The sequence below is a fragment of the Anaerostipes stercorihominis genome, assembly GCF_057535655.1.
Genome location: NZ_BAAJCL010000012.1, coordinates 56,927 through 77,492 on the forward strand (window position 1 = coordinate 56,927; position 20,566 = coordinate 77,492).

15 protein-coding genes are annotated in these 20,566 nt (G+C 41.6%); all 15 read left to right on the forward strand.

Going from position 1 to position 20,566, the window contains the following annotated elements; translation table 11 throughout:
- A complete protein-coding gene (locus AC27EF_RS10730; RefSeq protein WP_487110754.1) occupies positions 1 to 1,899 on the forward strand; it encodes a bifunctional 4-hydroxy-3-methylbut-2-enyl diphosphate reductase/30S ribosomal protein S1 in 1,899 nt (632 codons plus the stop codon).
- A 152-nt stretch (positions 1,900 to 2,051) separates the two neighbouring features.
- A complete protein-coding gene (locus tag AC27EF_RS10735) occupies positions 2,052 to 5,510 on the forward strand; it encodes a pyruvate carboxylase (RefSeq protein WP_487110755.1) in 3,459 nt (1,152 codons plus the stop codon).
- Between the two features lie 132 nt (positions 5,511 to 5,642).
- Positions 5,643 to 6,281 (forward strand): ClpP family protease, encoded by a 639-nt coding sequence (locus tag AC27EF_RS10740; protein ID WP_487110779.1) that lies wholly within the window; start codon positions 5,643 to 5,645, stop codon positions 6,279 to 6,281.
- Positions 6,282 to 6,378: 97 nt separating this feature from the next.
- Complete coding sequence (locus AC27EF_RS10745; protein WP_487110756.1) at positions 6,379 to 7,866, forward strand: 4Fe-4S dicluster domain-containing protein; 1,488 nt, start codon at positions 6,379 to 6,381, stop codon at positions 7,864 to 7,866.
- 127 nt (positions 7,867 to 7,993) lie between these two features.
- Entirely contained in the window at positions 7,994 to 10,351 is a 2,358-nt protein-coding gene (locus AC27EF_RS10750) for an FtsK/SpoIIIE family DNA translocase (RefSeq protein ID WP_487110757.1), read from the forward strand.
- A 66-nt stretch (positions 10,352 to 10,417) separates the two neighbouring features.
- Complete coding sequence (locus tag AC27EF_RS10755) at positions 10,418 to 12,088, forward strand: formate--tetrahydrofolate ligase (protein WP_487110758.1); 1,671 nt, start codon at positions 10,418 to 10,420, stop codon at positions 12,086 to 12,088.
- A gap of 26 nt (positions 12,089 to 12,114) precedes the next feature.
- Complete coding sequence (folD, locus tag AC27EF_RS10760) at positions 12,115 to 12,969, forward strand: bifunctional methylenetetrahydrofolate dehydrogenase/methenyltetrahydrofolate cyclohydrolase FolD (RefSeq protein ID WP_487110759.1); 855 nt, start codon at positions 12,115 to 12,117, stop codon at positions 12,967 to 12,969.
- On the forward strand, positions 12,966 to 14,303 hold the full coding sequence (gene rimO / locus AC27EF_RS10765) for a 30S ribosomal protein S12 methylthiotransferase RimO (protein WP_487110760.1): 1,338 nt from the start codon (positions 12,966 to 12,968) through the stop codon (positions 14,301 to 14,303). Before folD ends, rimO begins: the two co-directional genes overlap by 4 nt.
- The gene (gene pgsA, locus AC27EF_RS10770) at positions 14,287 to 14,829 is read left to right on the forward strand and encodes a CDP-diacylglycerol--glycerol-3-phosphate 3-phosphatidyltransferase (protein WP_487110761.1); all 543 of its coding nucleotides are present in this window, start codon (positions 14,287 to 14,289) and stop codon (positions 14,827 to 14,829) included. The genes rimO and pgsA overlap by 17 nt, the downstream gene beginning before the upstream one ends.
- Before the next feature lie 5 nt (positions 14,830 to 14,834).
- Positions 14,835 to 16,076: a competence/damage-inducible protein A gene (locus AC27EF_RS10775; RefSeq protein WP_487110762.1), complete on the forward strand. Its 1,242-nt coding sequence runs from the start codon at positions 14,835 to 14,837 to the stop codon at positions 16,074 to 16,076.
- 107 nt (positions 16,077 to 16,183) lie between these two features.
- The gene (gene recA, locus AC27EF_RS10780; RefSeq protein WP_487110763.1) at positions 16,184 to 17,239 is read left to right on the forward strand and encodes a recombinase RecA; all 1,056 of its coding nucleotides are present in this window, start codon (positions 16,184 to 16,186) and stop codon (positions 17,237 to 17,239) included.
- A gap of 8 nt (positions 17,240 to 17,247) precedes the next feature.
- Positions 17,248 to 17,847, forward strand: a complete 600-nt coding sequence (locus AC27EF_RS10785; RefSeq protein WP_487110764.1) for a regulatory protein RecX — start codon at positions 17,248 to 17,250, stop codon at positions 17,845 to 17,847.
- A 197-nt stretch (positions 17,848 to 18,044) separates the two neighbouring features.
- Positions 18,045 to 18,638: a zinc dependent phospholipase C family protein gene (locus tag AC27EF_RS10790; RefSeq protein ID WP_487110765.1), complete on the forward strand. Its 594-nt coding sequence runs from the start codon at positions 18,045 to 18,047 to the stop codon at positions 18,636 to 18,638.
- A gap of 267 nt (positions 18,639 to 18,905) precedes the next feature.
- Positions 18,906 to 19,160 carry a hypothetical protein gene (locus tag AC27EF_RS10795; RefSeq protein ID WP_487110766.1) on the forward strand — a complete coding sequence of 85 codons (255 nt, stop codon included), beginning with the start codon at positions 18,906 to 18,908 and terminating at the stop codon, positions 19,158 to 19,160.
- A 120-nt stretch (positions 19,161 to 19,280) separates the two neighbouring features.
- Complete coding sequence (locus AC27EF_RS10800; protein WP_487110767.1) at positions 19,281 to 20,462, forward strand: Dph6-related ATP pyrophosphatase; 1,182 nt, start codon at positions 19,281 to 19,283, stop codon at positions 20,460 to 20,462.
- Positions 20,463 to 20,566: the final 104 nt, after the last annotated feature.

Below are 20,566 nucleotides of genomic sequence, written 5' to 3' on the forward strand. Positions count from 1 at the left end.
ATGGAAGTTATTTTAGCAAAAACCGCGGGATTTTGTTTTGGGGTCCAAAGAGCGGTCGATACAGTTTACAAAGAGGCAGAGAAAGAACACGTATATACCTACGGACCGATTATTCATAATTCAGAAGTTGTCTCAGATCTGGAAAAGAAAGGCGTTAAAGTTTTGCACTCCAGAGAGGAACTGGAACGTCTGCAAGAGGGGACCGTGATTATTCGTTCCCATGGAGTTGCAAAAGAAATCTATGATCTGATTGAAAAGAAAGGACTGACGTTGGTGGACGCCACCTGCCCTTTTGTGAGAAAGATTCATAGAATTGTGGAAAAAGCGGGAGCTGAGGGAAAACAAATCGTGATTGTGGGAAGTGCAGAACATCCGGAAGTAGAAGGAATCAAAGGATGGTGTTCCACAGAAGCCATAGTCATATCAGATGCCGGACAGCTGGATCGGATAAATAGAAACAAGCCGGCATGTCTTGTTTCACAAACGACATTTAATTACAAGAAATTTAAAGATATAGTTGAAATTATTGAGAAAAAGGGGTATGATATAGAGGTATGTAATACAATATGTAATGCCACAGAAGAGCGTCAACTGGAAGCAAAGTCTATCGCTAAGGATGCAGAGGCGATGGTTGTAATCGGAGACAAGCAGAGCTCCAACAGCCAGAAGTTATTTGAAATTAGCAGGAGAGAGTGTGAGAACACCTTTTTTGTGCAGACACTTAGAGACCTGGATTTGAAACTTTTTGAATCGACTGGTAAGGTAGGTATTACAGCGGGGGCCTCAACCCCACAGAAAATTATCAAGGAGGTTCATGCTAGCATGACAGAAAAGAGTTTTGAACAATTATTAGAGGAAAGTTTAGTTACGATTCATAACGGAGAGGTAGTAGAAGGAACCGTAATCGATGTAAAGCCGGATGAAATTATCCTGAATATCGGATATAAAGCAGATGGTGTTTTGACCAGAAGTGAGTACTCTAATGATTCAGCCAACGTGGATTTGACAACAGTTGCCAAAGTTGGTGATACTATGGAAACTAAGGTTCTTAAGGTGAATGACGGAGAAGGACAGGTTCTTCTTACTTATAAGAGATTAGCGGCAGAGAAAGGCAATAAGCGTCTGGAAGAAGCTTATGAGAACAAAGAAGTATTGAAAGCGCCGGTTGCACAGGTATTAGATGGCGGTTTAAGCGTGTTAATCGAAGAAGCACGCGTATTTATTCCTGCAAGCTTGGTATCTGATTCTTATGAGAGAGATCTCAAGAAATACGAAGGTCAGGAAATTGAGTTTGTAATCAGTGAGTTTAATCCTCGTAAGAGAAGAGTCATTGGTGACCGCAAACAGTTGTTGGTAGCTGCTAAGAAAGAGAAGCAGAAAGAATTATTCGATAAGATTGAGATCGGTATGAAGATCGAAGGTGTTGTGAAGAATGTAACAGATTTCGGTGCATTCATCGACTTAGGGGGAGCAGACGGACTGCTGCATATTTCAGAAATGTCTTGGGGACGTGTTGAGAATCCTAAGAAGGTCTTCAATATCGGAGATAAAGTTACTGTATTAATTAAAGATATCCAGGGTGAGAAGATTGCGTTAAGCTTAAAATTCCCAGAAGAAAATCCTTGGTTAAAAGCAGAAGAAAAATATAAAGTCGGAAGCAATGTAGCTGGTAAAGTTGCACGTATGACAGATTTTGGTGCGTTCGTTGAATTAGAATCTGGAATTGATGCTTTGCTTCATGTTTCTCAGATTGCAAAAGAACATATTGAAAAACCGTCTGATGTTTTAAAGGTAGGACAGGAAATTACTGCCAAAGTTGTGGATTTCAAGAAGGATGATAAAAAGATCAGCCTGAGCATGAAGGCATTGTTAACAGACGAAGAAACAGCAGAAGAATAAATAGGGCATAGTTCCTATGCTCTTTAAAATCCTTTTCCCTCGGGAAAGGGATTTTTTATTGTATAACTATTGTAAAATATGGGATTTTGAGATATAATCAGTCTTAAAAATACATTTTTTTAAAAGATAAATTTCAAAAAGGAGTTAAGACCATGGAAATAAAAAATTTTAAAAAAGTATTGGTTGCTAACCGTGGTGAGATTGCGATCCGTGTTTTTCGTGCCTTAAGTGAGCTTGGAATTACAACGGTTGGAATTTACTCAAAAGAGGACCGATATGCTTTGTTTCGCTCCAAAGCAGACGAATCCTATCAGTTAAATCCTGATAAAGGACCGATTGACGCTTATTTGGATATTAATACAATTATTCGTATTGCCAAAGAAAAAAATGTAGATGCGATTCATCCGGGCTATGGGTTCTTATCTGAAAATCCGGAGTTTGTAGATGCATGCGAGAAAAATGGAATTACGTTTATCGGACCATCTTCTGATCTGATGCGTAAGATGGGAGATAAGATTTCTTCAAAACAGATGGCGATTGAAGCAAAGGTTCCGATTATTCCGGGAGTGGATCATGCAGTTCATGAACTGGACGAAGTGATAAAGATTGCCGATCATGTGGGATATCCTGTGATGCTGAAAGCTTCCAATGGAGGCGGCGGACGCGGGATGAGAATTGTTCATTCAGCGGAGGAGATGCCAAAAGAGTTTGCGGAGGCAAAAGAAGAATCCAAAAAGGCATTTGGTGATGATCAGATTTTTGTTGAAAAATATTTAAAGAGCCCGAAACATATTGAGGTTCAGATCATTGGGGATCAGTATGGACATGTGGTTCATCTGTTTGATCGCGATTGTTCGGTACAGAGAAGGCATCAAAAGGTGGTAGAATATGCGCCGGCATTCAGCGTGCCGGAGAATGTCCGCCAGCAGATTTTTGACGCTTCCATCCGACTGGCAAAACATGTGGGATATAAGAACGCGGGAACCTTGGAATTTTTGGTGGATGCAGATCACAATGCTTATTTTATTGAGATGAATCCTCGAATTCAGGTGGAGCATACCATCACGGAGATGGTAACGGGAATTGATATTGTTCAGACGCAGATTCTTGTAGCAGAAGGTTATACGTTGGATTCTGCGGAGATTGGAATTTCAGGACAGGAAGATGTCGTATGCAACGGCTATTCTGTGCAGACTCGTATTACCACAGAGGATCCTTTGAATAATTTCCTTCCGGACACCGGAAAGATTACTGTGTACCGCTCCGGTGCAGGAAATGGTATTCGTTTGGATGGAGGAAATGCCTATGCGGGAGCTGAAATAACCCCTTACTATGACAGTCTGTTGGTAAAAGCGATTTCTCATGACCGTACCTTTGAGAGGGCTGTGGATAAGTCGATTCGTGTCTTAAAAGAAACAAGAATCCGTGGAGTCAAAACGAATATTCCGTTTTTGATCAATGTGTTAAACCATGAAATATTCCGTACCGGAAATTGTTATACGACGTTTATTGAAGATACACCGGAATTATTTTTATTGCCGGAAAGCCAGGACCGCGCCACAAAAATTTTGGAGTTTTTGGGGAATAAGATGGTCAATGCACAGCGTGCCGAGGAAAAACCGTATTTTGAAGATCGGATTCTTCCGAAGTATGAGAAAGAGCAGAAGATTTACGGTGCAAGAGATGAATTTTTAAAACTGGGTGCAAAAGATTTTACTCAAAAGATTTTAAAGGAAAAGAAACTGTACATTACAGACACAACGATGCGCGATGCGCAGCAGTCTTTAATGGCGACAAGAATGAGGACAAAAGATTTAATTGGCGCTTCCGATGCCGCAAATGCTTTTCTTCAGAATGCATTTTCCGCAGAAGCCTGGGGCGGAGCGACCTATGATACGGCATATCGCTTTTTAAAGGAATCTCCGTGGAAAAGACTGGAACTTTTGAGAGCGCATATGCCCAATACATTGATTCAGATGCTGCTGCGCGCTTCCAATGCAGTTGGATACAGCAACTATCCGGACAATGTGGTCAAAGCCTTTATTCAGGCTGCCGCTGGAAAGGGTGTAGATGTCTTTCGCATTTTTGACAGCCTAAACTGGATTGAAAATATGAAAATGCCGATTGAGACTGCGCTGGAGACGGGCAAGATTGTAGAAGGTGCTATTTGTTACACCGGAGATATTACGGATCCCAATGAGACGAAGTATACGTTGGATTACTATGTGCGAAAAGCGAAAGAATTAGAAAGTCTGGGAGTTCATATTTTTACGATCAAAGATATGGCAGGTCTGGTAAAACCATATGCAGCAAAGAAATTAATTTCTGCTCTGAAAGAGGAATTAAAGATTCCGGTCAATCTGCATACGCATGATTCTACCGGAAACGGGGTCAGTTCTCTGCTGATGGCTGCAGAAGCAGGACTGGATATTGCCGATTGTGCCATCGGATCCATGAGTTCCATGACCTCCAATCCATGTATGAATTCTTTGGTGGAGGCGCTGAAAGGAACCGAACGTGATACTGGACTGGATACAGATGAGCTCACCGAGTTAAGTCAGTATTATGAGAGAATTCGTCCGGTATACAAACAATTTGAAAGCGGCATGGATGCTCCGAATACTGAAATTTACAAATATGAAATTCCGGGAGGACAGTATTCAAATCTGCTGGCACAGGTAAAAGAGATGGGCGCAGCAGAGGACTTTGAGGAAATTAAAGGGCTTTATAAAGATGCCAACCAGCTTCTCGGCAATATTGTGAAGGTAACGCCATCTTCTAAAGTGGTCGGAGATTTTGCAATCTTTATGTTTAAAAATGGATTAACAAAAGACAACATTTTAGTGGAAGGAAAAGATTTGTCTTATCCAGATTCCGTGGTAGAATATTTTGAGGGTATGATTGGACAGCCGGAGGGGGGATTCCCGAAAGAACTTCAAAAGATCGTTTTGAAGGATAAGAAACCGATCACGGTCCGTCCCGGAAGTCTGCTCCCGGATGAAGACTTTGAATACATTAAGAACGGCTTAAAAGAAAACTTCTATACAGACAGTATGGAAGATCCGAACGTTCTGCATCAGAAAGCTTTAAGTTATGCTTTGTATCCGAAGGTGTATGAAGATTATTGCAGACATTTTGAGGCGTACAACGACGTCACTGCCTTGGAAAGCCATGTATATTTTTATGGTCTGCGCAAAGGAGAGGAGACGACACTGCGTCTGGACGAAGGAAAGTATCTGATTATTAAATTTATTGATATGTCAGAGCCAGATGAAGACGGATATCGTCTGCTGGACTTTGAGGTGAACGGTTCAATCCGTGAAATCAAGGTTCTTGATAAGCATTTAGAGGTTAAGACGGACGGAAGGGTCAAGGCAGATAAATCCAACCCGGCGCACCTGGGATCTACGATCCCTGGAACTGTAGGAAAGGTTCTTGTGAAGAAGGGAGATCCGGTTACAGTCAATATGCCTTTGATGACAGTAGAGGCTATGAAGATGGAGACAACGGTAGTTTCCAAAGTCGACGGTGTTGTGGATCAGGTTTATGTGAAGGAAGGAGAACAGGTAAATCAAGAAGATCTGTTAATTTCTTTTGAACTTGCCGAATAAAAATTTTAGAAGACTGCATACTAAAAGGAGAAAGTGAAAACTTTCTCCTTTTTTATGATATAGAAAAGTAACAACTTTCCTATATCATAAAAACGCTCCGCATTAAGAAATATAGGAAAGGCAGTGTATAAAATGCAAGAAGAAGAAAGAAAAGAAATTGAAGAGTTTGGGCAGGTTGATTTGGGCGGAATTCGTATTATGACAGTGATCGGTGAAATTGAGGGGCATCAGGTGTCCGCACAAAATGCGAAAACGACCAAATATGAACATATGATTCCGGCGCTTGCAAAGGCAGAACAGGATGATCATATCAAAGGCGTTTTAATTTTAATGAATACCATCGGGGGAGATGTAGAATGTGGATTGGCGCTGGCAGAATTAATTGCATCCTTGAGCAAGCCAACGGTTTCCTTGGTTTTAGGGGGAAGTCATTCCATCGGAGTTCCGCTGGCGGTAGCAGCAGATTATTCCATGATTGTCAAAAGTGCTACGATGATGCTTCACCCGGTGAGAACCTCCGGAATGTTTATCGGTGTCATTCAAAGCTACCGCAACATTGAAAAAATTCAGGATCGAATTACACAGTTTATCAGTGAGCATTCTAATATGGAACAAAAGAAGGTAGAGGAGCTGATGCTTCATGTGGGAGAACAGGTAAAAGACGCAGGGACGGTGTTAGATGGTCCGCTGGCGGTGGAATATGGATTAATTGATCAGATCGGAGGGATGAAAGAGGCCTTTGCAAAAATCAAAGACCTTTGTGATCAGTAAAGAAACTAAAAAAAGGGTTTCGATTTGATACATTTTGGTGTAAAATAAAATTAAAGATTTGCGTTACATCAGATTCGTTTATCATAAGGAGGAGATCATGAGAGGAATAGAAACCCCAGTACGCAACATTCGGAAACGTGTTTTTAAAGAGATTGCAAAGTTTGCCTATGAACAGAGAGATCTAAATGAATTGGAAGACTTGCCATATGAGATTCTACCGGGTGAAATTCCAACGTATCGAGACAGCATTTATCGAGAGAGAGCGGTCGTAAGCGAGCGAATCCGTTTGGCAATGGGAATGTCCCTAAGCCCTGCTGATAAACCTACCAGAATTACAAAAGGAATTGATGAGAGCAATATTTCGGAGAAATATTATGAGCCGCCGCTTCTTCAAGTGATTCCTTCTGCCTGTAATGCGTGCAAAGAAAAGGCGTTTATTGTCGGTGGGGAATGTCAGGGCTGTATGGCGCATCCTTGTATGGAAGTATGTCCGAAGAATGCGATCAGTTTTAAAGACGGATATTCGTATATTGATCAGGAAAAATGTATCAAATGCGGGCAGTGCAAAAAGGTTTGTCCTTACAGCGCAATTTATGAGAGAAGAAGACCTTGTGAGGCGGCATGTGGCGTAGGAGCCATCGAAACAGATTATGCAGGGCGTGCCAAAATCAATCCGGACAAGTGTGTTTCCTGCGGCATGTGTATGGTGAATTGTCCTTTTGGAGCCATTGCGGACAAGTCTCAGATTTACCAGCTGATCAAAGCAATGAAGGAAGGAAGCGATGTCATTGCGATTCTTGCACCGGCTTTTGTGGGTCAGTTTGGACCGAAAGCAACGCCGAATAAGATCAAGGCTGCATTGCTTGACATTGGATTTTTTGATGTGTGGGAGGTTGCAGTGGGCGCTGATGCAGGGGCATTGGAGGAAGCAGAGCATTATGTTCACAGCGTAGCAACCGGCGAGCTGCCGTTTTTGTTAACCTCCTGCTGTCCGTCATGGTCTATGCTTGGCAAGAAGTATTTTCCGGAGGTTATTGATGAGATTTCCAATGCGCTGACACCGATGGTTGCCACGGCGAGAGCAGCAAGACAGACCAATCCGGATGCGAAAATCGTCTTTGTAGGTCCTTGCGTAGCAAAGAAATTGGAAGCATCCAGAAGAACCGTCCGCAGCGAGGTGGATTTTGTTATTACTTTCGAGGAACTTTCTGGAATGTTTGAAGCGAAAGAAATTGACTTTAATACTTACGACAAGGAAGTGGAATTAAATGATGCTTTCGGTGCCGGGCGCGGGTATGCCGTTGCCAGCGGCGTTGCGGCAGCCATTGAAGCCTGTATCAATGAATACCATCCGGGAACGGAAGTAAAGATTGATCATGTGGAAGGGCTTGCTGAGTGCAAGAAGATGCTTTTGCAGGCCAAGGCAGGAAAGAAAAACGGTTATTTGATTGAAGGAATGGGATGTCCGGGAGGATGTGTCGCCGGAGCGGGCACAAACATTCCGGTAGTTAAAGCGGGAGTGCAGGTGAAAAAATTTGTCAATGAGGCAGAAGCATTTGTTCCGCCGGAGACTGCGAAATACTAAGAAAATGGTAATAAAAAGATGAATCCGTCGGGGTTCATCTTTTTGCTTGCGTATTTGGCGTTTTAATTGTAAAATAAAATATTGATAGCATTCTTTAAAAGATGCAGAAAGAAAGGTAACATTTTCTATGGCAGCAAGGAAGACAAGAAAGAGAAAGACATCCTCGAAGAGCCGAAAAAAACAAAAGGACTTTGAACCGTTTTACAAAGAAATCGCAGTGCTTTTGGTCTTTGCTCTTTTTATTTTTTTATTTTTAAGTAATTTTGGAATTTGCGGATATATTGGGGACAGCATCAGTTCTTTTTTGTTTGGTTTATTTGGAAGAACTTATTACATTGTGCCGATTGTTGGTTTTTTGTTGTCGATCTTGTTGATTTCCAATGATTACAGCAGTCTTGCAATCAAGAAAACTTGTTTCACAGTTGTACTGTTGGTTATGATTTCTACAATATTCCAGATGAGTAGTAACATTCATGTGACAGATCTGGGAGAAGTGTTTTTAGCAAGCAGCAAAAGTCATGAAGGAGGAGGACTTCTCGGTGCTTGGCTGTGTTCTGTTCTTGATCCGGAAATAGGAACGGCAGGAACAATTTTGGTAGTGGTAATGATTTCTGTGATTTCATTGATTTTGGTGACAGAGCGGTCCTTTTTATCTTTTTTAAAGAAAATAGGAGCTGTTTTTTCAGTTTTCAAAAAACAAAAGAAGAAAATTTCAAAAAGACAACAAAGGGAGACAGAAGAAGCACCGGAAGATCAGGTGGAAAAAAGCGGGTCAAAGATTTCTCATAAAAAGATTCCGGACCTGAATTTCGGAAGACCGAGACCGGAAGATGCGGATACGTTTCCAATGGAAGAAAGGCAGGAAGCGCCGCCGCAAACCTTTGATTTCCCATTGGCTTCGGAGGAAGAAACCGCAGCGGTAAGTGAAGCTGTAAAGGTGAGCAGTTCCCGCCCTTCGAGAAAGACATCAGAGAAAAAGGAGAAGATGCAGAAGGAGCCGGTTGTACTGGTTCATGAGGCATCTGGTGATTATACATATCCGCCGCTGAATCTTCTTGAAAAAGGAAACAGTTCCGGCGGCAGCAATCAGACGGAGCTGAACCGTACCGCTATGAAACTGCAAAAGACGTTAGAAGATTTTGGCGTCCATGTAACAATTACGAATATCAGCTGCGGACCATCGGTGACCCGATTTGAACTGCATCCGGAACAAGGGGTGAAGGTCAGTCGAATTGTGGGATTGGCAGATGACATTAAATTGAATTTGGCTGCTGCCGATATACGAATTGAAGCTCCGATTCCGGGAAAAGCAGCAGTTGGGATCGAGGTTCCTAACAAGACCAATCAAATGGTGATGTTTCGGGAATTGGTAGAAAACAAGGAATTTATGAGAGCAAAATCAAAGATTTCTTTTGCCGTGGGGAAGAATCTGGCGGGACAGGTAATTGTTTCGGACATTGCGAAGATGCCGCATTTATTAATTGCCGGCGCGACGGGCTCCGGAAAGTCTGTCTGTATTAATACGCTGATTATGAGTATTTTATATAAGGCTGCTCCGGAAGATGTCAAGCTGATTATGATTGATCCCAAAGTCGTAGAGCTCAGCGCCTATCAGGGGATTCCTCATTTGCTGATTCCGGTAGTTACAGACCCGAAACAGGCATCCAGCGCTTTAAACTGGGCAGTTATGGAAATGGGAGAGCGTTATAAAAAGTTTGCGGAAGTTAATGTAAGAAATTTAGACGGTTATAATGACAAAGTGCGGGAGTCGATTCAAAATGGACTGGAAGCAGAGGACTTTCAAAAGTTGCCGCAGATTGTGATTATTGTAGATGAGCTTGCGGATCTTATGATGGTTGCACCGGGTGAGGTAGAAGATGCCATTGTCCGTTTGTCGCAGCTTGCGCGGGCAGCAGGAATTCATCTGATTATCGCGACGCAGAGGCCGTCGGTCAATGTCATTACCGGCTTGATTAAGGCAAATGTTCCGTCAAGAATTGCGTTTTCCGTTTCATCGGGAGTGGATTCCAGAACGATTATTGATATGAATGGTGCTGAGAAATTATTAGGAAAAGGAGATATGCTCTTTTACCCTTCCGGATATCAGAAACCAATTCGTGTACAGGGCGCTTTTATCAGCGATGAAGAAGTCGGCAGAGTCGTAGAGTTTTTGAAAGAGCATAATCCGAATAAAGATAAGGAAGGAACTGAAATTCAGGAAAAGATTCAAACTGCTGCGGCAAAAGCAGCAACCTCTCAGGAGAGAGATGAATATTTTGAGGATGCCGCCATGTTTATTATTGATAAAGAAAAAGCCTCCATCGCAGGTCTTCAGAGAGTATTTAAGATTGGGTTTAACCGGGCGGCAAGACTTATGGATCAGCTTTGTGAAGCAGGAATTGTTGGTGAGGAAGAAGGGACAAAACCGAGAAAAGTTCTTATGAGTCAGGAACAATTTGAACAATATAAAGAGGAATATTTGTAAGAAGCTTTGTGGATGACTGCAGAGTGCTTACAAACTCCAAGAGAATTTTTATAGAAAGGATACATTATGAAAACAGATATTCAAATTGCACAGGAGGCAGAATTACTGCCAATTAAAGAAATTGCAGCAGGCATCGGAATCAAGGAAGAGGATCTGGAATTGTATGGAAAGTATAAAGCCAAATTTGATTCCAGGTTTATGGATGAGGTGAAAGAAAATAAGGACGGGAAACTGGTGTTGGTAACGGCGATTAACCCGACTCCTGCCGGGGAAGGAAAGACAACAACCAGTGTCGGACTTGCGCAGGCGTTAAACAAACTGGGAAAGAAAACCATTTGTGCATTAAGAGAACCGTCTCTTGGACCATGCTTCGGAATCAAAGGAGGAGCGGCTGGCGGAGGATATGCGCAGGTGGTTCCAATGGAAGATTTAAATTTACATTTTACAGGAGACTTCCATGCCATTACCTCTGCCAATAACCTTTTGGCAGCCATGATAGATAATCATATTCAGCAGGGAAATGGATTGAATATTGACACCAGAGAGATTGTGTGGAAGAGATGTCTGGATATGAACGATCGAGCACTTCGGAATATCGTGGTTGGACTTGGTCGTAAGGTGGATGGCGTTGTGCGCGAAGATCACTTTGTCATTACCGTAGCTTCTGAGATTATGGCGATTCTTTGCCTGGCAAATGATATGGCTGATTTAAAAGAGCGTTTAGGAAAGATCATAGTTGCCTATAATATGGATAAAGAACCTGTGACTGCAAAAGATTTAAATGCAGTGGGAGCGATGGCAGCGTTATTGAAAGATGCATTAAAACCTAATATGATTCAAACTTTAGAGCACACGCCGGCGTTTGTTCACGGAGGACCGTTTGCAAATATTGCACATGGCTGCAACAGTGTTCAGGCAACAAAATTAGCATTAAAATTATCTGATATTACAATTACAGAGGCAGGATTTGGAGCGGATCTTGGGGCAGAGAAATTCCTGGATATTAAATGTCCGATGGCAGGGTTGAGACCGGATGCGGTAGTACTGGTTGCGACAGTGCGTGCTTTAAAATATAACGGCGGGGCAGCGAAAGAACAGCTTTCCGAAGAAAATATTGACGTATTGAGCAAGGGAATTGTGAATCTTGAAAAACATATTGAAAATTTAAAACAGTTTGGCGTTCCGGTTGTAGTTACACTAAATCAATTTGTAACGGACACAGAAGCGGAACTTGCTTTTATCCAAAACTTCTGTGAAGAAAGAGACTGTGATTTTGCATTATCACAAGTATGGGCAAAAGGCGGAGAAGGAGGATTGGATCTCGGGAAAGCAGTGCTGCGCACACTGGAACAAAAGGAAAGTCACTATCAACCACTTTATTCTTATGATGCATCCATTGAGGAGAAAATCGAGACCATTGCCACGAAGGTTTATGGTGCCGATAAAGTTGTGTATACAGCAGCGGCAGCACGGCAGAAAAAGAGACTGACAGAGCTTGGCTTTGGCAATCTGCCGATTTGTATGGCAAAGAATCAATACTCTTTATCAGACGATCCGAAAAAATTGGGAAGACCGGAAGGGTTTGATATTACAATCCGTGAAATTTATGTAAATGCCGGAGCAGGATTTTTAGTGGCGTTGACCGGAGACATTATGACAATGCCGGGACTTCCGAAAAAACCTGCGGCAGAAGGAATTGATGTGGGAGAAGACGGCGTTATTACCGGATTATTTTAGAGAAACAACAAAAAGAGGAAAGCAAGATGCAGATGATAGATGGAAAAAAGATCTCAGGGGAGATCAAAGATGAATTAAAAAGAGAAGTTGCAATATTGAAAAAAGAAGGGAAAGAAATTGCTTTGGCAGTAATTCAGGTGGGAGAGGATCCTGCCTCCAGTGTTTATGTGCGAAACAAAAAGCGGGCTTGTGAGTATATTGGAATTGATTCTGTCAGCTATGAACTTCCGGAGAATACAACCGAAGAAGAACTGCTGCAGATTATAGACCAGTGCAATCAAAATTCCAAGATTAATGGAATTCTGGTTCAGCTTCCGCTTCCGTCTCATATGAATGAGGATAAGGTACTGCTTGCGATTGATCCGAGAAAGGATGTAGATGGATTTCATCCGGTGAGTGTTGGAAATATGGTGATTGGGGAAGATGGATTTCTTCCTTGTACACCGGCAGGGGTCATCGAGCTTTTAAAACGTTCCGGAGTGGAAATCGAAGGAAAAGAATGTGTAGTGCTCGGGCGCAGCAATATTGTGGGGAAACCGATGGCAATGTTGTTATTGCGGGAGAATGCGACGGTGACGATCTGTCATTCCCGTACAAAAAATTTGCGGGAGGTTTGCCGCAGGGCAGACATTCTGGTGGTTGCTATTGGAAAACCGAAATTTATTGATGATACCTATATTAAGGATGGAGCCGTTGTTATTGATGTGGGAATTCATCGTAATGAGCAGAAGAAGCTTTGCGGTGATGTGGATTATGAAAAGGCGGCTCCAAAGACAAGGGCAATTACGCCGGTTCCGGGAGGTGTCGGACCTATGACCATTGCTATGTTAATGAAAAACTGTGTAGAATCAAAGAAATTATTTGGAGAGTCATTGAAATGAAAATATTATTTATTTCTTTAGGCTGTGATAAAAATCTGGTAGACAGTGAAGTGATGCTGGGAATGCTTACAGAGAATGGGTATGAACTGACAGATGATGAGAGAGAAGCAGATGTGATTGTGATTAATACCTGCTGTTTTATTCATGATGCCAAAGAAGAAAGTATTCAAACCATTCTTGAAATGGCACAGTACAAAGAAGAAAATTTGAAGGCTCTGATCGTAGCGGGATGTCTGTCGGAGCGTTATAAAGATGAAATTTTAAAGGAAATTCCCGAAATTGATGCAGTGCTTGGAACAACCAGCTACGATTCTATTGTAGAAGCAGTGAATGAGGCGCTTGAGGGAAAATGCTTTGAACATTATGAGAGCGTGGATTACCTTCCTGATTTGTCAGGGCAGCAGCGTGTGATTACTACCGGAAATCATATGGCATATTTAAAAATTGCCGAGGGATGTGATAAGCGCTGCAGTTACTGCATTATTCCAAAGATTCGGGGACGTTTCAGAAGCGTGCCCATGGAAGATTTGCTTCGTGAGGCAAAGCAGCTTGCTGCCGGCGGAGTAAAAGAATTGGTATTGGTAGCGCAGGAAACAACCCTTTATGGGGAAGATCTTACCGGGAAAAAACAGCTTCCTCTTCTGCTTCATAATTTATGTCAGATTGAGGGCATCGCATGGATCCGTCTGCTGTATTGTTATCCAGAAGAGATTACAGAAGAGCTGATTGAGACCATCAGGACGGAAGAGAAAATCTGTCATTATATTGATATGCCGATTCAGCACAGTGAAAATCGCATTTTACAGCGAATGGGTCGCAGAACTTCCAGAGAGGATCTTGTAAACATTATAAAGAAACTTCGAGAGAGAATTCCGGATATTGCTATTCGGACAACCTTGATTACCGGTTTTCCGGGAGAAACAGAGAAAGACCATCGGGGACTGATGGAGTTTGTAAAAGAATGTCGTTTTGAACGGTTGGGAGTTTTTACTTATTCACCGGAGGAAGATACGCTTGCGGCGGAATTTGAGCATCAAATTGCGGAAGAGGTAAAAGAGGCAAGAAGAGATGAGCTTATGATGCTTCAACAGGAGATTTCCTATGAAAACACACAGAAACTAACCGGAAAGGTAATAGAAGTCATGGTTGAAGGATATTTATATGAGGATGATATTTATGTAGGACGTTCTTATATGGATGCTCCGAACGTCGATGGCTGTGTTTTTATAAATTCTGAGGAAGAACTAATGACAGGGGAGTTTGTATATGTTAAAATTACCCAAGGAAGAGAATATGATGTGATAGGAGAAGTGGATTATGAATTTACCGAATAAGTTAACGATTTTGAGAACGCTTATGATACCATTCTTTTTGTTCTTTCTGCTGACAGATTATGCAGGAGACTACAGCAAATGGATTGCAGTTGTATTATTTATCGTGGCGAGTCTTACAGATTTTCTGGATGGACATATTGCCAGAAAATATCATCTGGTGACAAACTTTGGAAAATTTATGGATCCGCTTGCAGATAAGTTGCTGGTATGTTCGGCTATGATTGCACTGGTTGGAATGAATCGTTTGTCATCCATTGTAGCAATCATTATTATTGCCAGAGAATTTATTATCAGCGGATTTCGTCTGATTGCATCAGATAATGGAATTGTAATTGCAGCCAGTTACTGGGGAAAATTCAAGACCAATTTTCAGATGTTTATGATTATTATGCTGATTATTGATCTGGGAAGCCGCACGGCAGTTTTCATTGAGAATCTTTTGATTATCATTGCAACGATATTAACGATCATCTCTTTGGTGGACTATTTAGTAAAGAACAAACAAGTATTATCAGAAGGGAATTAAATCAAATGACGGCAGAAATTATTTGCGTGGGAACAGAAATTTTATTAGGAAATATTGTAAATACCAATGCCGCCTACCTATCAGAACGCTTAGCCGCTTTAGGCATAAGCGTTTTTTTTGAAACAATGGTTGGCGACAATCCTCAAAGGCTGGAGGAGGTTCTTCGTACTGGGCTGAAACGGTCGGATCTTTTGATTTTGTCCGGAGGACTCGGACCGACCAAAGATGATCTGACCAAAGAAATTGCAGCCAAGGTTTGTGGTCAGAAGCTTGTGCAGGATCAGGAGGCGCTTCGGAGGTTAAAAGAATATTTTACATCTGTCAAACGCCCTATGACGGAAAATAATTTAAAACAGGCGCTGGTTCCGGAACGTTGTACGGTACTTTATAATCACAATGGAACGGCACCGGGGATGATCATTCATGCACAGGAAGAGAAAAAAGTGATTTTGCTTCCGGGACCGCCCAGTGAGCTGCTTCCGATGTTCCATCATCAAGTAGAACCGATTTTAAGAGAGATGCAGCCGGGAATTCTGTATTCAGATGTAGTAAAAATTGATTGTATGGGAGAGAGCGCTGTAGAAACGGAGATTTTAGATTTAATCGACGGACAGAGCAATCCTACCGTTGCCCCATATGCAAAATTAGGAGAAGTGCATTTGAGAGTTACAGCTAAGGCAGATACAGAAGCACAAGCAAAAGAATTGGTGAAACCGATGACGGAGGAGTTATATCGCCGTTTTGGAAAGAAAATTTATACAAAGGAAGAAGACACGGTCTTAGAAGAAGTTGTGGTTGCAATGCTTGCAAAGCGAAATTATACGATTGCGGCGGCGGAATCCTGCACAGCAGGAATGTTTACAGCAACACTTGTAAATGTTGCAGGAGCTTCTGAAGTTTTGAATGAAAGCTTTATCACATACTCCAATGACGCAAAAACAAAATATTTAGGGGTAAAAGAAGAGACGTTAAAATCCGTTGGAGCAGTTTCAGAAGAAACGGCGGCGCAGATGGCAGAAGGAGCCGCAAAGGCGGCAAATGCCAATGTGGGCGTAGGAATTACCGGACTTGCGGGACCCGGAGGGGAAACTCCGGAGAAAAAAGCAGGACTTGTCTATATTGGAGTTTGTGTCAATGGAAAAACGAAAGTCAATCGATATCAGTTAAGAGGAAATCGTCAGAAGGTGCGGGAAATAGCGGTGAGCCGGGCAATGACTATGGTTCGTCTTGCAGTTGAAAACGAATAAATGTTCGTGCGAACACTTGTTTTTGTTTTCCGGGTATGTTATACTTTGCTTAGGTTTTTAAGATAGAAGACAGACTTTGAGAAATTAAGATAAAGGAGAAGTATTAAATGAAGCAGGAGGAGAAGTTAAAGGCATTGGATGCCGCTTTGGTGAAGATTGAGAAAGATTACGGCAAGGGTGCTGTCATGAAATTGGGAGAATATCAGGCAGACCGCACCATTGAAGTAACACCGACCGGTTCCATCAGTCTTGATATTGCATTGGGAGTCGGCGGAATTCCCAAAGGGCGTATCATTGAAGTTTATGGTCCGGAATCCAGTGGTAAAACTACGGTTGCACTGCATATGGTAGCGGAAGTCCAAAAAAGAGGAGGAATTGCGGGATTTATTGATGCAGAGCATGCGCTGGATCCGGTTTATGCCAGCAGTATTGGGGTTGATGTTGATAATCTTTATATTTCACAGCCGGATACCGGGGAACAAGGACTTGAGATTGCGGAGACAATGGTTCGTTCCGGCGCAATTGATATTATCATTGTGGATTCGGTAGCAGCTTTGGTTCCGAAAGCGGAGATTGATGGAGATATGGGAGATTCCCACGTGGGACTTCAGGCGCGTCTGATGTCACAGGCACTTCGGAAGTTAACGGGGATTGTCAGCAAATTTCATTGTTCTGTTATTTTTATCAATCAGCTTCGAGAGAAGGTCGGAGTGATGTTTGGAAATCCGGAGACGACAACCGGAGGTCGTGCGCTGAAGTTTTATTCTTCCATTCGCTTGGATGTCCGCCGAATTGAAACTCTGAAACAGGGAGGAGAAATGATCGGTAACCGTACAAGAATTAAGGTTGTGAAAAATAAGGTTGCGCCGCCGTTTAAGCAGGCGGAGTTTGACATTATGTTCGGGCAGGGAATTTCCAAGTTCGGAGATCTTTTGGATTTAGCGGCGGGAGCCGATATTATTCATAAAAGCGGCGCATGGTATGCATATCAGAACGAGAAAATTGGTCAGGGCCGGGAAAACGCTAAAAATTATCTGGCGGAGCATCCGGAGATTGCAGCAGAAGTAGAACATGCCATAAGAATACATTATGGTCTTCTGGAAGATGAGAATGTGGAAACCGAAGAAACCAAAGATGTAAAAGAAGCGGAAGGAAACGTTTAGAAAGAGTCATGATCGTCAGCAGATTAGAAGAAATCAACAAGAAGCAGAGCAGACTTTTTTTAAATGAGGAGAAATATTGCCTGCTGTATCAAAATGAAGTAAGGCGTCTGGGACTGGAAAAACAAGGAGAAGTAGATCAGGAGGTATTAGCAGAACTGAATGGTCTGCTTCTTTATCGTGCAAAGCGAAAAGCAATGTCTCTGTTGAAATCTCAGGATCGTACCAAAAACGAATTGTCAGAAAGACTTCGGCGACTGGAATTTCCAGAAATTATAATTGAAGGTGCAGTATCTTATGTGGAGTCTTTTGGGTATATTAATGATGAAGCATATATTCGCCGTTATATGGAGTATAAAGCACCCTTCAAAAGCCGATTGCAAATTCAAAGTGAACTGCATCAAAAGGGAATTTCGCAAGAGCTGCTGGATACAATCTGGGAAGAATCTGAATATCAGGAAGAAGATATTTTGGAAAAACAAATTCAGAAACGAATTCGTCAAAAAGGTCCAGTAACGGATGGGAATTTTCAGAAAAATTATGGATATTTTGCAAGAAAAGGATTTTCTTCCAATTCTATCTTGAATTTATTAAAAAAATATAAACAATAGATGTTTTACTTGCTGTGCAGGTCAAAACAATATATAATCCAAAGGAAAGGGTGTTTTCCGACTGTGAATTTTTACAGCCGGCAGGCTGAATCGACATGACATATGTCACTCCGGCAGGCACTGCGGCGACAACAGAGTCAGGGAATTCAATAAGATGACTGACTCATCCTATATAAGTATAAGGAGTACAAATTTCTATGAGAAAGAAATCACATATTTCGTTGGCTGGACAGATTATGGATTCTATGGAACTGGAAAATATTTTCGATTATAAACTGCCGTTTTACATTGGCAGTATCTGGCCGGATTGCAGACCTTCTTTCGTGACAACACCCCATAAATTCGATAATACATTTCATGATATTGAAAGAAAATTATCGCAGTTTATTTCCAATTATAATTCAGAGCGCGGAATGGATATGCGTCATTGTGCAAGGCTTGGGGTTATCGTTCATTACATTGCAGACTATTTTACATTTCCACATAACAATCATTATGAAGGGAACGTTAAGGATCACTGCTATTATGAGCGGGATTTGAAGCACGAGCTGAAAGCGTTTCTTATGACAGAGGAAGCAGCGCAGGTGAAGGAGCATGTTGCTGCATATGATTCTGTGGAAGAGCTGATTTCCTACATTCAGAGTATTCATAATAGTTACAGAAAGCTTGTTCATAATGTTCAGGAGGATATTCGCTATATTGTGCATGTTTGTACAACCGTTGTAAAGAGCATATTGAATATGGTCAGTCAGGTATTTCGTCCGGTGACGGTGAATATTCAATATGTATAGAGCAGAAAATCATATATAACATGGATAATTTCCGGAGAAAGGAAGAGGGCAGATGATCAGTGATTTTGCTCTCTTCTTTTTTGTTGAGAGGAGAATAACAAAACGATCCAATGATGCATAGAGATATAATAAAATATATTGCCATAGTGACGATGTTTTTGAATCATATTTCGACAGTTTTTATGGAGCAGGGCAGTTTTTGCTCTCATCTCCGAGATTCCGTTTTGTCTGGCATTTACTAAACAAGGTTTGATGAAATTTTGTGGTATGAATATGATATTTATGCTGCGGTGTCTGTTGATGGCTGTTTGGATGCAAAAAGTTTCAAACAGATTCTTAAAGAGTTTCATTGCGGCAGGATGCATATTGATTTCCATGATTTCAGATTGGGCGTTTTTTGCGCCGATTTTGTTTCTGTGGGCAGGGGATTCAAGAAGAAGGAAGCAAATCACCTTTGCGCTCTCTGCACTTTTGTTTGGTTTATTTTGCTGGGAATTTTGCGAATTATTTTTGAATAGTTAGAAAACCAAGGAAAACAAAAATCGTATTTTCTCTTGTTTTTCCGACGGATTCTCTCTATAATAAATGATTGGAACCCTACAAAAAAAGTAGGAAACAAAGGATTAGGAAAGGGTTGGCAGAATGGGGAAAATAGAGATTTCATATAAAGAGTTAAAGTCAATGCCGGAGGATGCATATCAGCTGATTGATCTTAGAAATGCAACCAATACGTCCTACGGGATGATACCGGGTGCAGTGACGGTTTTGGAGGAAGACTTAAAGGAGCGGGTCATAGAAGAACGAAATAAGAATAAAAAAATAGTATTCTATTGTACCAAAGGAATCTTAAGCGAAAAAACAGCACAAAATTTCAGAGAACAGGGAATGGAAACTTATAGCCTAAAGGGTGGTTATATGGGATGGCTGTTAGAAAATATGGAAACGGCACAATTAGAAACAGAGGATACGAGCAAGGAATTGATGCGAGCGCAGGAAATTGAGAAAAGCATTCGCAAGAAATTTCATAAAACACTGTTTTCAAAGTTCGCGAAGGCAATTAAGACGTATGATTTGGTGAAAGAAAAGGACAAGATTGCCGTTTGCATTTCCGGGGGAAAAGATTCCATGCTTATGGCGAAGCTGTTTCAAGAATTAAAGCGGCATAATAAATTTCAATTTGAACTGGTTTTTCTTGTGATGGATCCAGGGTACCATAAGGTAAACCGTCAGCTGATTGAGAGCAATGCAGAAATGATGGGAATTCCGATTCATATATTTGAATCCGAGATTTTTGATACAGTCTACGAGATTGAAAAATCACCGTGTTATCTCTGTGCCAGAATGCGGAGAGGATATCTTTACAGCAAGGCAAAGGAGTTGGGGTGTAATAAAATTGCTCTTGGTCATCATTATGATGATGTAATTGAAACAATTCTAATGGGAATGCTCTATGGAGGACAGATTCAGACAATGATGCCAAAGCTTCACAGTACAAATTTTGAGGGAATGGAGCTGATCAGACCGCTGTATCTGATTCGAGAAAAGGATATCAAGCATTGGCGGGATTATAATAAGCTGAATTTTCTCCAGTGCGCCTGCCGCTTTACAGAAACCTGCACGACATGCAGTACAGATGGAAGAAGCAGTTCAAAACGTATGGAGGTCAAACAGCTGATTGCCAAAATGAAAGAAATCAATCCGTATGTGGAGTCTAATATTTTTAAAAGTGTGGAAAATGTAAATTTGAAAACCATCATTGCTTATAAACAGGACGGAAGGAAGCACTCGTTTCTGGAAACTTATGAAACAAAAGAGGATGCATGATAAAAACCTGATATGGAAGTGTGAAAGCCTTCCATATCAGGTTTTTGGTAATAGCGATGAGCCGATGAGCCAAGTCCGAGCTTGCCTGAGACTTGGGTGACTGC

Bases quoted from the DNA above. Each gene is read 5' to 3' on its own strand.
- AC27EF_RS10800 (WP_487110767.1), top strand. From the start codon at position 19,281: ATGGGGAAAATAGAGATTTCATATAAAGAGTTAAAGTCAATGCCGGAG.
- AC27EF_RS10775 (WP_487110762.1), top strand. From the start codon at position 14,835: ATGACGGCAGAAATTATTTGCGTGGGAACAGAAATTTTATTAGGAAAT.
- AC27EF_RS10740 (WP_487110779.1), top strand. From the start codon at position 5,643: ATGCAAGAAGAAGAAAGAAAAGAAATTGAAGAGTTTGGGCAGGTTGAT.
- AC27EF_RS10755 (WP_487110758.1), top strand. From the start codon at position 10,418: ATGAAAACAGATATTCAAATTGCACAGGAGGCAGAATTACTGCCAATT.
- AC27EF_RS10730 (WP_487110754.1), top strand. From the start codon at position 1: ATGGAAGTTATTTTAGCAAAAACCGCGGGATTTTGTTTTGGGGTCCAA.
- pgsA (WP_487110761.1), top strand. From the start codon at position 14,287: ATGAATTTACCGAATAAGTTAACGATTTTGAGAACGCTTATGATACCA.
- AC27EF_RS10795 (WP_487110766.1), top strand. From the start codon at position 18,906: ATGAATATGATATTTATGCTGCGGTGTCTGTTGATGGCTGTTTGGATG.
- rimO (WP_487110760.1), top strand. From the start codon at position 12,966: ATGAAAATATTATTTATTTCTTTAGGCTGTGATAAAAATCTGGTAGAC.
- AC27EF_RS10785 (WP_487110764.1), top strand. From the start codon at position 17,248: ATGATCGTCAGCAGATTAGAAGAAATCAACAAGAAGCAGAGCAGACTT.
- folD (WP_487110759.1), top strand. From the start codon at position 12,115: ATGCAGATGATAGATGGAAAAAAGATCTCAGGGGAGATCAAAGATGAA.
- AC27EF_RS10790 (WP_487110765.1), top strand. From the start codon at position 18,045: ATGAGAAAGAAATCACATATTTCGTTGGCTGGACAGATTATGGATTCT.
- AC27EF_RS10735 (WP_487110755.1), top strand. From the start codon at position 2,052: ATGGAAATAAAAAATTTTAAAAAAGTATTGGTTGCTAACCGTGGTGAG.
- recA (WP_487110763.1), top strand. From the start codon at position 16,184: ATGAAGCAGGAGGAGAAGTTAAAGGCATTGGATGCCGCTTTGGTGAAG.
- AC27EF_RS10745 (WP_487110756.1), top strand. From the start codon at position 6,379: ATGAGAGGAATAGAAACCCCAGTACGCAACATTCGGAAACGTGTTTTT.
- AC27EF_RS10750 (WP_487110757.1), top strand. From the start codon at position 7,994: ATGGCAGCAAGGAAGACAAGAAAGAGAAAGACATCCTCGAAGAGCCGA.